Origin of the sequence: Ochrobactrum sp. SFR4, from assembly GCF_019730395.1 — a bacterium.
Lineage (GTDB): Bacteria > Pseudomonadota > Alphaproteobacteria > Rhizobiales > Rhizobiaceae > Pseudochrobactrum.
Map to the genome: position 1 here is coordinate 1 of NZ_JAAPBB010000008.1, position 10,752 is coordinate 10,752.

Annotated in this window: 14 protein-coding genes; 12 read left to right on the plus strand and 2 right to left on the minus strand. The window is 53.9% G+C overall.

Features of this window, described 5'->3' with window-relative positions:
- Positions 1–106: 106 nt before the first annotated feature.
- The 5 genes from HBA93_RS11400 to HBA93_RS24750 all read left to right on the plus strand — a co-directional run bounded on the left by HBA93_RS11400 (position 107) and on the right by HBA93_RS24750 (position 5,176).
- Entirely contained in the window at positions 107–1,300 is a 1,194-nt protein-coding gene (locus tag HBA93_RS11400; RefSeq protein WP_286201896.1) for a pyridoxal phosphate-dependent decarboxylase family protein, read from the plus strand.
- Positions 1,301–1,611: 311 nt separating this feature from the next.
- Positions 1,612–2,886: a tyrosine-type recombinase/integrase gene (locus HBA93_RS11405; protein ID WP_221723351.1), complete on the plus strand. Its 1,275-nt coding sequence runs from the start codon at positions 1,612–1,614 to the stop codon at positions 2,884–2,886.
- 788 nt (positions 2,887–3,674) lie between these two features.
- On the plus strand, positions 3,675–3,833 hold the full coding sequence (locus tag HBA93_RS11410; protein WP_286201897.1) for a helix-turn-helix transcriptional regulator: 159 nt from the start codon (positions 3,675–3,677) through the stop codon (positions 3,831–3,833).
- A complete protein-coding gene (locus HBA93_RS11415) occupies positions 3,775–4,596 on the plus strand; it encodes a hypothetical protein (RefSeq protein WP_221723448.1) in 822 nt (273 codons plus the stop codon). The genes HBA93_RS11410 and HBA93_RS11415 overlap by 59 nt, the downstream gene beginning before the upstream one ends.
- A gap of 58 nt (positions 4,597–4,654) precedes the next feature.
- Positions 4,655–5,176: a plasmid mobilization protein gene (locus HBA93_RS24750; RefSeq protein ID WP_221723352.1), complete on the plus strand. Its 522-nt coding sequence runs from the start codon at positions 4,655–4,657 to the stop codon at positions 5,174–5,176.
- Between the two features lie 401 nt (positions 5,177–5,577).
- On the opposite strand, the gene HBA93_RS24755 is transcribed toward HBA93_RS24750, so the two are convergent.
- Positions 5,578–5,925: a hypothetical protein gene (locus HBA93_RS24755; protein WP_286201887.1), complete on the minus strand. Its 348-nt coding sequence runs from the start codon at positions 5,923–5,925 to the stop codon at positions 5,578–5,580.
- Here HBA93_RS24755 and HBA93_RS24165 point away from each other — a divergent pair.
- From HBA93_RS24165 to HBA93_RS11430, 3 genes are all read left to right on the plus strand, one after another.
- Positions 5,924–6,430: a hypothetical protein gene (locus tag HBA93_RS24165; RefSeq protein ID WP_286201888.1), complete on the plus strand. Its 507-nt coding sequence runs from the start codon at positions 5,924–5,926 to the stop codon at positions 6,428–6,430. The genes HBA93_RS24755 and HBA93_RS24165 overlap by 2 nt on opposite strands.
- Positions 6,431–6,490: 60 nt before the next feature.
- Positions 6,491–6,856 (plus strand): hypothetical protein, encoded by a 366-nt coding sequence (locus HBA93_RS24170; protein ID WP_286201889.1) that lies wholly within the window; start codon positions 6,491–6,493, stop codon positions 6,854–6,856.
- 152 nt (positions 6,857–7,008) lie between these two features.
- Positions 7,009–7,176: a hypothetical protein gene (locus tag HBA93_RS11430; RefSeq protein WP_221723354.1), complete on the plus strand. Its 168-nt coding sequence runs from the start codon at positions 7,009–7,011 to the stop codon at positions 7,174–7,176.
- A gap of 115 nt (positions 7,177–7,291) precedes the next feature.
- On the opposite strand, the gene HBA93_RS11435 is transcribed toward HBA93_RS11430, so the two are convergent.
- A complete protein-coding gene (locus HBA93_RS11435; protein WP_286201890.1) occupies positions 7,292–7,540 on the minus strand; it encodes a helix-turn-helix domain-containing protein in 249 nt (82 codons plus the stop codon).
- 107 nt (positions 7,541–7,647) lie between these two features.
- Here HBA93_RS11435 and HBA93_RS11440 point away from each other — a divergent pair, with 107 nt between their 5' ends.
- The 4 genes from HBA93_RS11440 to HBA93_RS11455 are packed head-to-tail and all read left to right on the plus strand — an operon-like array spanning position 7,648 to position 10,488.
- Positions 7,648–7,920, plus strand: coding sequence for a hypothetical protein (locus HBA93_RS11440; protein WP_221723355.1), 273 nt, complete (start codon positions 7,648–7,650; stop codon positions 7,918–7,920).
- A gap of 20 nt (positions 7,921–7,940) precedes the next feature.
- Positions 7,941–8,888 carry a hypothetical protein gene (locus tag HBA93_RS11445; RefSeq protein WP_221723356.1) on the plus strand — a complete coding sequence of 316 codons (948 nt, stop codon included), beginning with the start codon at positions 7,941–7,943 and terminating at the stop codon, positions 8,886–8,888.
- 55 nt (positions 8,889–8,943) lie between these two features.
- Entirely contained in the window at positions 8,944–9,498 is a 555-nt protein-coding gene (locus tag HBA93_RS11450) for a metallophosphoesterase (RefSeq protein ID WP_221723357.1), read from the plus strand.
- Between the two features lie 6 nt (positions 9,499–9,504).
- Positions 9,505–10,488, plus strand: coding sequence for a metallophosphoesterase (locus tag HBA93_RS11455; RefSeq protein ID WP_221723358.1), 984 nt, complete (start codon positions 9,505–9,507; stop codon positions 10,486–10,488).
- Positions 10,489–10,752: the final 264 nt, after the last annotated feature.

Here is a 10,752-nt window from a genome sequence, read left to right on the forward strand (position 1 = left end):
GATAGAGCTATCATGAGCCGAAAATCCTCTCTTCTCAATTAACACTGTTTTGTCTCAAGGGCGCTGATGTCGGACATATGGTCTGGATGCTATCGAAACTTTGCGTATGCTCGACACATATGGCTCACCAGCAACCACGGCTTCGAATGGCCCCCGCTATTTCGGTTTTGTAGTTGGCGCAGCTCTGCCAGCAGCTGCTGCTGCCGAACGGCTGATGCTGGCATGGGATCAATGCGCCTCATCCGATGATAATTCACCAGTTGCAGCGACGATAGAGAAAGTAGCGGGGCAATGGCTTCTTGATATCCTTGATCTGCCTCGTGAGAGCGCAGTGGGATTTGGAACCAGCGCAACAGCATGCACGCTTTCTTGTCTTTCGACGGCACGCCGATCGCTGCTAGCGCGACAAGGTTGGAACTTCGATAGAGATGGTTTGATCGGCGCTCCTGAAATCAAGGTCGTTGTTTCTGAAACCGTCCATATTACTGTTAAAAAAGCGCTTAGACTTTTGGGATTTGGAACTGCGCGTTTGATTATTGCGCTGACTGATGGCTTCGGTCGGATTGATCCCGAACAATTGCCTGCGCTTGATGACAAAACCATTCTTTGCCTTCAGGCAGGAGAGGTAAATACCGGCGAGTTCGATCCATTTGTTCCTCTTATCAAAACGGCCAGAATGGCAAATGCTTGGGTTCATGTTGACGGCGCATTCGGTCTGTGGGCGCGGGCTTCGTCACGAAAAGCACTCACGGATGGGGTCGAGGCAGCTGATAGCTGGACGATGGATGGTCATAAATGGTTGAACACGCCTTATGATGGCGCGGTCGCCATCTGCCGCCACGCAGAGGCATTTGCTCAAACCATGAATGCCGATGCAGTTTATGCGGTTGCTTCTGCCGACTCGCAAAAAAACCTTACACTGGAGTTTTCTCGCCGCGCTCGCGGAATTCCTATTTGGGCCGCGCTTAGAACGCTTGGTCGCGCAGGCGTTGCGAATTTGGTCGACCGTCATTGTGATGAAGCCATGTGGTTATCGCAACGCCTGCATGAAGGTGGTCTCGATGTTCTCAATCGTGTTGTGCTTAATCAAGTGCTGGTGCGCTGTGGTGATGATGAGAGAACTGCCCGGGTTCGACAAACCGTTCTTGACACAGGTGCAGGTTGGTTCGGCAATACGGTCTGGCAAGGGCGTCCTGCGTTTCGGGTCAGTTTGTCGTCATGGCGCACTCAACACGAAGATGTCGTTCGCCTTGCAGATGTATTGGTTGCAGCATCGCAGTTAGGGGCTTCCAGGTGCTAACTGCACGCCTCTGTTTGTGTATGACCTCTGGCTTACTCGATAATCGAGGTTGTGCCTTGAGCGTGGCTCTTGACTGGACACGAGCGATGGACCGCGCAGGGAGAGATACCTGAGTAAGCTATGCTCAATTTAAAATATTAATTTAATAGGGTAAAATGGCGGAGAGGGTGTCCTTCCGCCTAGGTTCTGAAGTGTTCCGGTGAACTCCATAAAGCGATTTAAAAACATATATATAAGAAAATTTCTATTCTAGAGTTTTCCAAAACGTTCTGATATATTCCAGCTATTAATTGTGGGTATGATTGCTGGATATGACGAGGACAATCAACAAGCTCAGTGCAGCCAAGGTAGCGAAAGAGACAAGCCCTGGTCTCTATGGCGACGGCGGGGGATTGTGGCTTCAGGTAACAAAAAGCACCGCCAAGACTGCCAAGGAGGGGTACGTCAACAAGTCCTGGTTGTTTCGCTACATGCTTTTGGGCAAAGCCCGTTACATGGGACTCGGCAATTTGAACACGTTCAGCCTGAGCGAAGCTCGGGAGAGGGCACGTCGTGCCCGTCAGCTCGTGGCTGACGGTATTGATCCGGTTGAAGCGCGTCGGGCAAAGAAGGCTGAAATCCAAGCCGATAAAGCCAAACGTGTCACCTTCTCAGAGGCGGCCAAGAAATACATTGCGGCTCATCGGGCGGGCTGGAAGAACGAAAAGCATGCCGTCCAATGGCAGAGCACCATCGATACCTATGCTGCGCGGGTGATCGGTGATCTCCGTGTTGAGGATGTCGAAATTGGCCATATCATTAAGGTGCTGGAACCCATTTGGACAATAAAAGCGGAGACTGCGAGTCGTCTGCGAGGGCGGATTGAGTCTATTCTCGATTGGGCGACGGTGAGGGGGTTCAGGAAGGGTGAGAATCCTGCGCGTTGGCGTGGACACCTTGATAAGCTGCTACCAGCGCGGTCAAAAGTCGCAAAAGTAAAACACCAGCCGGCTCTGTCTTATACGGCGCTTCCAGATTTCATGAAGCGCTTGCGCAATATGGACAGCATATCTGCTCGAGCGTTGGAGTTCACAATCCTGACGGCGGCGAGAACAGGCGAGACGATAGGTGCGCGCCGCTCAGAGATTGATATGTCGGCCAAGATATGGACGATTCCACCTGAGCGGATGAAAAGCGGTCGGGAGCATCGCGTTCCGCTGACCGACAGGGCAATCGAGATCATCCAGATGATGCCGAGCGAAGGGTACGGAGACAGCTTTGTGTTTCCGGGGGCGCGGAAGGGCAAGGGCCTTTCCAATATGGCTATGCTAGAATTGCTCAAAGGCGTCGAGGAGAGCGTTACCGTTCATGGGTTCCGTTCGTCATTCCGCGATTGGGCTGGCGAGAAAACAAATTTCCCGCGCGATTTGGCTGAGGTGGCCTTGGCGCACGTTCTCGCCGACAAGACGGAGGCGGCGTATCGCCGGGGCGATGCGCTGGAAAGGCGGCGTCGGCTTATGTTGGCTTGGGAGAGGTATTGCACCGCCAAGCGGACAAGCAATGATCATGTCGTTGCAAAGCAGAGCGCCGCTGATGACGAGTCCTGACGATTTTCTAGCAAAGCTAAAATGGTCATGGGGAATGGCTTGCGCATGGATCATTCATCGCGACTTTTACCGCAGTGCTGAAACAGTCGATGCGTAAACACCCAAAGACCTTCCCCTGTACTACGAAATCGATGAGAAAAGTGAGCAGCTTCACGCAGAGAAGTTGCTAATCGAAGCTCTCAAGGCTGGCGAGGTAGCAGCCAGCGGTTGGGTGGGTGGCAACTATCGCGCAATCGGTGTTTTTGAGTGGATCGATGCGGAGGAATTTCCCACTACAAGATGTCTCGGCATGGGCCCTCGAAGGCGAACTCTGGGAATGGGCTACCGCCTGCTTACTGCGGACGGGGACGACATTTCTGATCTTCAACTGAACGGGAGACAGATGTTGCGACGATGGCCTCCTCTCGATGTAGGTCGAGAAACAATGGACAGCCATAAGGCAACTCGACCGGCCCATCGACCAAGGACGATACGTGACAACGTCATCTTGGCGATCCAAGACCTCTTTCCCGAGGGCGAGTATGAGAAAATAAAAAGGGAATCACAGTTAGCTTATGTGAATGAGTGGCTAGCGAAGCGTGACATAGCCCCTGTCCACAAAGCTACCTTGCTTCGGGCTATTCGAGAAATGTTGACAGCGCAGAAGTAGGTCGGGACTTTTGCACCATATGCAGCTTTTAATCGTAAGCGAAGTGTTCATTCTTGCTTCCTGACGTTTCCGAGCGTTTCGGAGACCAACGGGGAGAATGATCATGCAACGTTTCCTTCGACGTTCCGACGTTCAGTCTATGTGCGGGCTTCCGACCAGCACTCTCTACGAATTAATGGAACGAGGTCAGTTTCCCAGACCGATCAAGATTTCGGCGCGCACGGTGGCGTGGCTCGAAGATGACGTTGCCAGATGGCAGCAGGCTCGTATCGCAGAGCGTGATGCTGATGCAGCCTGAAGTGCCACCTCCTTCGAATGGCCGGCGTAAGGCACGAAACCTCGCAACTTTACGCAACACCCATTCGGTAGAACCTTCATCCATGCCGGAAACCCGCATCTTCCGGTCACCAGCACAGGAACCATTCACCGTCTTGTTGAACGAGTTCTTACAGGCGCGGGGCGAATTATTGAGCCCCGAAGCAATCGGTGTCGGAGCTCATCTTTTGTCCCGCCCACCCAATTGGAGCGTATCCATAAAGATGCTCCAACTACATCATGGGATCGGCCGGGAAAAGGTTCGACGAATTCTAAGCGAGTTGGCGCGTGCAGGCCATGCGGGACGCTTTGCAGTGCGCGACGAGAAGGGACGATTGAGAGGACAATATTGGGTTCTGGCGACTGCGCCATATTCCTTCGGCGAGCGGCCAGCAAACCACATCCTAATCTTTCCTACCGTCCGCCCAGAAAGCCGTCCGTTGGCTACGCCGTCTGTCGGCAGTCCCGACCGACGAATGGGCCACGACAACAAAAGAACAGAACTTCACAAAGAGCAGAAAGAAAACAAACGGGAGCAGCCCTTTCCAGTTGATGGGACGATTATGTGGTCACGTTGGGGGGAGATTGCGCGAGAAGAATTGCGCCATCACGGTCGCGCCATGCCCGATATCGACTTTGTGGCTGCGAACTTTCGTCGATGGTGCATATCGACCGGCATCGCGCTTGATGCGGCAAGAATTGAGAAAACCTTTCGAGGCTTCTGCCGGAAAGTTGGGCCAGCATGATCGGCCTCCCGAAATGTCAATGTTGGTGTTCACCGATACTTCAAGGAATCCGTTGGTCATGTCTGTAAGTGCTCCGAAAAGAGCAAGGCTACCCGTGTCATACACGGGCCTTGGAAGGGGCGGCAAGCCTCCCCTTTCAACCCCAACCGAAGAGAAATCCAATCGCACGGAGCTAGTCATCTTCCGCTGTTCGGATGCTGAAAAGTTGCGGCTTCTCTGCAAGGCGCAGGCCGCTGGCGTCAGCATGTCGACCCTCATGCGAGAAACGCTTGGCTTGACTGAAGCCAAGCGTCGTAGGCCGATGCCACGAGCCGATCCGGCGCTGGTGCTTGAGCTGGCGCGTATTGGCGGTAATTTGAACCAGGTCGCGCGATGGTTGAATGGCGCAGTCGCGGCAGGTAAGGCGCGGGAGATTGATGCGCTTGTCGTGGCAATCAGGCTCGTCGCTATTGAAAGGGCTTTGAGCCTTCTTGCCACTCCTCGCACATTGGCTTGCTCTGAAGCCAATGCTGACAGCAGCGTTTTCAACCAGATCGGCGACGAAAACGGTGTGGTTGACGGATCGACGGTGTGGCCATGATGATCCGCTTCTTCAAGCATGGGCGCGGTGGCGGAACAGCACCCGTGGACTACCTTATAGCCCAGGAAGTTGCCACCCGTGACGATAATCGCGACATCATTCGCGATGCGAGTGGGAGACCGTTGCGAACCCACCGCATGCCTTTGCCGGAGGTTCTATCCGGTGATCCGGAGCGAACACGGCAATTGATCGACGGATGTCGACATCGCTGGCGCTATACCTCTGGCGTGTTGGCGTTCGAACGTGATGATCAGCCCGACGATGATCAGCAACGTAGGGCTCGGGACGAGTTCGAAGCGCTCGCTTTCGCAGGCCTTGAAGCGAACCAGCGAGATATCCTGTGGGTGCGCCATACCCATGAGGGCCGAGTTGAATTGCACTTCCTGGTGCCGAGAATGGAACTAGACACGGGGCGCTCGTTCAACATTGCGCCGCCCGGATCGACTGATTCGTATGATGCCCTTCGCGATTGTCTGAACAAAGAACATGGCTGGGCTGATCCAATGGACCCAGATCGTGCTCGCGATGTCACGCCGATCATCGAAGATCTCCGGCGTGGTGCGGCCAGGGAGAAAATTCACGACTGGTTGTTGGATCGGATCGCGAATGACGAGATCGAAAACCGGTCTAGCATGATCGAACGCCTGATTGCCGAGGGCTTCGATGTTCCCCGCACCGGCAAGAATTATCTCACCCTGCGCGATCCTGAGACTGGCGAACGGTTCCGGTTGAGAGGAGATATCTTTCATGAAAATTGGTCGCGAACGGCAGCCATTGAGCGAGCGCTTGGCCGAAAAGCTGGAAACAGAGACCAGTCAGGCAGCCGTCTGGCTCGAATCCCACTTGCAGACCTTCAGGAGCGATTGTGCGGCCATATCGAAAAGCGCGCGCGATACAATAGAGCACGATATAGCCGCCGCCAGCGCGACGATGAGCCACGTGATCTCGGAAAATACCGAGGCAATCGCGACCGACCTTCAGATGATCCAGCGCATGACCCAATTTGGTCCCTGGGTGTTGATTGGCTTCCTGATCTTGTCGATCGGAATTGTCTTCGCCACGACCTACTGGTGGGGGCGTTCGATGATCCGGGAGGCTATGACCGCCAATTATCAGCAGATCGGCCTGGCAACGCATTTCACGCAGAATGGCCTGGTGATCAGCTGGGATCAGTCCAAATTATCGTTGAGCGAATGCAGCAATGGGAAACAGATCGTTCCATGCCTGATCACGAAGAATGCGGGCATAAAGTAGTGCAAATCGAGCAACGACATACGGAATATCTGGCAGGACGGAATCAAGGGAGCACGGAAGATGGCAGGCGATCCAACGCATGCGAGAACCGAGGATCGGCCAGAGGTTCGCCGGGAACCGCCTTTGCTGTCGGCGCTGGAGCGCGAATTGCTCGGTTACGTCGAACGGTTGACACAAGTCTGCGAAGCCTCGGCAGCGCAGTTCACAAGCTTGGAGAGACGGTCGACCGCCATCATCGGAACTCGACAGAAAGCGCTCGAAGATGGCGTGAGATCGCTGATCGCTTCGCAGACATTATTGGTCGAGGCGTTGAGTGGCTCCATACAAGCATCGGGCGATACCGAGAGCGCGCAGCAGAGTTTGCACGCGAGCAAGAGAGCGCTGATGAGCGCAGAAGATCTGTTGAGGCGCAGCTTGCCGGAATAGCTCAAACTGCCGCTACTGTACATTTGACCGACGAGGCTGCCGAGCAATCGATCCGGCCATTACGCGCCGCCTCAATTTTCCACCCGTAGCGAAATGCAATAACATTGGGGCGATAGAGGTTGGATATGATCATAAGAGGCAAGTTTTCATTCGTGGCGAATCTGCCAGGTGACCAAGCTCTCCGGTTACGGCGATTCAAGGAAAACCATCGCCTGACCAGCGCTGAAGTCATCATCTATCTCATGAACCGGGCCGGTCTCGATCCCGAGGGAGGAGAGATCACGATGATCGACTACAGCACTTTGACGCCGCGCAAATAGCCAACACCCGGTAAAAGCTTCATCTTTCGCCAGATTTGAAACTGTATCAAGCGCTATGACGCGTGACCGTAACGGCCGGGATTCTCGCCATTCTCAATAATTTCCGGCCTAATAATCATTTCGCCTCAGCGACCAGAAGGTGCGGTTCCGTTTCCAAGGCAGTTGCAAGAAAATACAGATTGTCGAGACTCACGTTCCGCAGCCCGCGCTCAATGGCCGAGACATTGGTGCGATGCATGTCAGCGCGGAAAGCAAGCTCGTCCTGGCTGATGCCCAAGCGTTCCCGTTGCGCTCGGATATTGCGCGCAAGCGTCTGTCGCAAGGGAGATGGCCGCTCTCGTTTCACGAGCGGCAGTTTCGACATATTCACTCTTTATAGCGACAGAGTTTATGGCTACATTGACGCCTGAAGGTGGCACTGGCCCCTCCAGACGATTTGTAATGATCGAACTATTGACGAGGTGAGGTGTAATGGGAACCGCTCTTATAGGCTTGATGCTGGTCGCATTCTCGATCTGGTATTTTCGTCATCTGACTGTTCGTGACAAAACATTCCGGAAAGACCGCTTTGAACGCACGAACGCTCATGGCGTTCTCGAATTCGAGAATTACGAGGAAGCACGGCGCTTCGAGGTTGAAGAAGCCAAGATCGGCGCACTCTATAGACTGGGCGTGGGTGTCGGCATTGCTTTACTGGTTGGCGTCGTTTTTATCATCGCGGCTCTGGGGCCACTATTTGAGTGAGGTCGTTTTCACCAATGAGAATGGCAACATTCGTCCGAGTCTTCGTCATCGTCCTGATTCTACTGCCTACCGGGGCGGTGGCTCGAGCCGAGCAACCTCTCGACTGGCTTCCGGCCACTGGCAGCAAAGGACCGAAAACAACGATCACGACCGAGAAAGGCCTTGGCACGGCACGGGCTGAAATCCACGCCATCGTGACCGAAGATGCGATCCGCGAAAACTGCGCGGCATTTGGCAGTCCTGATCCGGCTAGAATCCGGGAGTGCGTCGAGGCGACCTTGCAGAATGGCACCTATTCAAAACCCTATGTCGCGAAAGCCGATTGTCCTGCCCGGCGTATCTCAACGTCATGGGGCGCGACGTATCAGCTCGTTGGCTACGATCCAGATCGAACCGGCGTGGAGAACGCTTTGTGGCGTTCTGATGCTGGCGAGATACTGGACGGCAATAGCGCCAGCAATGCTGCTGGTGTTACCGGACAATTCGCAGTTCTGTGTCTTAGCGGTTATCGCTCAAAGGTCGAAGCTCTGGCTCAGAAAATCAGTTCGTCTGAAAATCAGGCTGATCGCCGGCAAGGCAAGGAAAATTCCCTTCCCAAGACAGGCAAGCAGGTGGCCAACCTTCCCAAAGCATTTCGCGGTATGTGGGGACAGCCGAAAGCCTGCATCGCATCCCGAACTGGGACGATATCTGATCATCTTGCCTTTAAGGTCGGGCGAAAGTCGTTTGGAGATTTTGGTATCTCATGCGAACTTAAACAGGCTCGCCAACCGTCATCCAGGGAGATCGTTGCGCTTGCACAATGCTCAGAAGAAGGCGGCCTGGATGATGGAGACGACGGGCAACGTCTGGTAACCATGACGCTCAAGTCGGGGAAACTCGTTGCCCGATTCCAGCATGTCAGAATAAACCCCGACGTCGCCATGGAGTTTCAAGACTACAAAATGACTCTTCCGCGTTGCCGATAGGAGCAAGAAGCATAGGAAGGTTAACGGCTGCTAAGACCGTTCCAACAAACAAGATATGGCCCATTGGTATACTGCCGATACACATTTCGGCCACGACAACATCATCAGATTCTGCAATCGACCGTTTCGCTCAGTCGGCGAGATGAATACCACCATTGTTTCCAATTTCGCTTCCCGTGTGCAGGCGGACGACGATTTATGGGTCGTGGGCGATTTTGGCTTCGGACGCTCGGCCGGGAATGACGGCTATCTGGAGAGCATCTTTCATTCGATCCCGGGTCGTAAGCATCTGATTGTCGGCAATCATGACGATGAGCAGGTCAAGGCGCTGCCATGGGAAACGGTGCAGGACATGGCCGTCATCAAGGATGGCGATCAACGCCTGACGCTTTGCCACTATCCGATGATCACGTGGGAGGGCGCTCGCAAAGGAGCGATCCAACTCTTCGGCCATGTACATGAAAGGTGGTGCGGAACTCGCAACAGCGTGAATGTTGGGGTCGACGTATGGGATTTTCAGCCGATTCGTCTTGGCGATATTATCAAACGCGCGAAAACTCAGGCTGAGAACGTCTACTGGTCGCAGGTCGAGCGTGGCCCGGAGCTTTGAGAACAAATGCGCATATGGATCATATCCGATCTACATCAGGAGTTTTCCGAGTTGCGCTGGCGACCGGAGAAGACGCCTGATCATGATGTGCTGGTTCTCGCCGGCGATATTGATGTCACCTGCGCCAAAGCCATCGAATATGCCAAGACGCTTTCGGACAAGCCCATCATCATGGTGGCTGGCAATCATGAGTTCTACGGCCAGAACCTTGATCGGCAGCTTGCCGATGCCCGGCAGAGAGCCAGCACCATCGAGAACCTCTTCTATCTGGAGAATGAAACTGTCGTGATCGGTGGAACGCGATTCATCGGTGCGACTCTCTGGATGGATTTCGAGCTCCTGGGCGAACTCCTTTCATGGCAATGCCAGCGGGAAGCCATCAAATACATGAACGACTTCCAGATGATAGAAGTCGGGCCGGACGAAATCGATCGGACAGGTCCTCGTCACCACAGTGGGAAAGTCTATTTCTCACCACGGCATGCTGGCCTCCGGCACAACGTGAGTGCTGCATTCATTCAGACCGAACTCGCCCAGCCATTCGACGGACCAACTGTCGTTGTGACACATCATGCGCCGCATCGATATTCGATACCGGTGCGCCGGCAGAACGATCTTTTGTCGGCCTGTTATGCGTCAGACCTATCGAGCTTGATACTGTCGGGCCATCCGGACCTGTGGATTCATGGTCACGTTCATGAATCGGCCGATTACGAGATTGGCCACTGCCGGGTGGTCTCGAATCCCCGCGGTTATCCCGGTGAGAGCGAAAGCTTCGAAGAAAATCTGGTCATCGCATTGGATGCATACAACGAAGATAGGCCTGCGCCGACGCTGCGGCCCTCTCGTAAGGCGATTAGCTTGGACCGCTTCTACGAGATTGTGAAAGGTGTTGGCTCGGAACCTACAACTATGGAATTGGCGGCCGCAAGTGCTTGGGTGGAGCATTATTATTCAACGCTACGTCATGGTACTGACAACCAGCGTTAGGCGAATCATCTTGGCATGACTGTCAATGACGTGGCTGAGCGATTTGACAAGCTTTTTCTAACTAACGCGCCGCGTGAGACGTGAGCTGATAAATTGCACTCCAAAAACGTGAATACAGTGGCCGCCGCTTCGCACTTGTCGGCCTATCGGCACATTTTCCCGATAAAATATAAATTAGAGGGTGTCTCTAATTAGAATTTGACTATTCTTTCAGGTTTTTGTAGCTTGAGGCATGCTCGAGCTAAGAGAAATAGCGAATATTCT

Excerpts from the sequence above, each read along its gene's own strand:
- HBA93_RS11400 (WP_286201896.1), top strand. The coding sequence starts at position 107 with ATGCTCGACACATATGGCTCACCAGCAACCACGGCTTCGAATGGCCCC.
- HBA93_RS11405 (WP_221723351.1), top strand. The coding sequence starts at position 1,612 with ATGACGAGGACAATCAACAAGCTCAGTGCAGCCAAGGTAGCGAAAGAG.
- HBA93_RS11410 (WP_286201897.1), top strand. The coding sequence starts at position 3,675 with ATGTGCGGGCTTCCGACCAGCACTCTCTACGAATTAATGGAACGAGGT.
- HBA93_RS11415 (WP_221723448.1), top strand. The coding sequence starts at position 3,775 with ATGACGTTGCCAGATGGCAGCAGGCTCGTATCGCAGAGCGTGATGCTG.
- HBA93_RS24750 (WP_221723352.1), top strand. The coding sequence starts at position 4,655 with ATGTCTGTAAGTGCTCCGAAAAGAGCAAGGCTACCCGTGTCATACACG.
- HBA93_RS24165 (WP_286201888.1), top strand. The coding sequence starts at position 5,924 with ATGAAAATTGGTCGCGAACGGCAGCCATTGAGCGAGCGCTTGGCCGAA.
- HBA93_RS24755 (WP_286201887.1), bottom strand. The coding sequence starts at position 5,925 with ATGAAAGATATCTCCTCTCAACCGGAACCGTTCGCCAGTCTCAGGATC.
- HBA93_RS24170 (WP_286201889.1), top strand. The coding sequence starts at position 6,491 with ATGGCAGGCGATCCAACGCATGCGAGAACCGAGGATCGGCCAGAGGTT.
- HBA93_RS11435 (WP_286201890.1), bottom strand. The coding sequence starts at position 7,540 with ATGTCGAAACTGCCGCTCGTGAAACGAGAGCGGCCATCTCCCTTGCGA.
- HBA93_RS11440 (WP_221723355.1), top strand. The coding sequence starts at position 7,648 with ATGGGAACCGCTCTTATAGGCTTGATGCTGGTCGCATTCTCGATCTGG.
- HBA93_RS11445 (WP_221723356.1), top strand. The coding sequence starts at position 7,941 with ATGGCAACATTCGTCCGAGTCTTCGTCATCGTCCTGATTCTACTGCCT.
- HBA93_RS11450 (WP_221723357.1), top strand. The coding sequence starts at position 8,944 with ATGGCCCATTGGTATACTGCCGATACACATTTCGGCCACGACAACATC.
- HBA93_RS11455 (WP_221723358.1), top strand. The coding sequence starts at position 9,505 with ATGCGCATATGGATCATATCCGATCTACATCAGGAGTTTTCCGAGTTG.